Origin of the sequence: Streptomyces cahuitamycinicus (assembly GCF_002891435.1) — a bacterium.
Classification (GTDB): domain Bacteria; phylum Actinomycetota; class Actinomycetes; order Streptomycetales; family Streptomycetaceae; genus Streptomyces; species Streptomyces cahuitamycinicus.
Genome location: NZ_POUC01001020.1, coordinates 1 through 255 on the forward strand (window position 1 = coordinate 1; position 255 = coordinate 255).

General features: G+C 69.0%; 1 protein-coding gene. It reads right to left on the reverse strand.

The window, feature by feature from the left end; translation table 11 throughout:
* A partial coding sequence (locus C1J00_RS44390) for a DDE-type integrase/transposase/recombinase (RefSeq protein WP_146046452.1) occupies window positions 1-255 on the reverse strand: 255 nt, incomplete at both ends.

Consider the following 255-nt stretch of genomic DNA (forward strand, 5'->3'; position numbering starts at 1 on the left):
CAAGGTCTCTCTCTTGAGTGTCGCGTTGAACGACTCGGCGGCGGCGTTGTCCGCGCTGGACCCGACGGCGCTCATGCTCTGCCGGACCCCTGCTGACCTGCACGCTTCGGCGAATGCCCGACTCGTGCATTGCGAGCCGTGGTCGGTGTGCATCACTGCCCCGGCCAGGCTCCCGCGGGTCCGCCCGGCGGCGGCCAGGGCGTCGATGACGAGCTCGGTTCGCATGTGATCGGCGATAGCCCATCCAGCCAGACG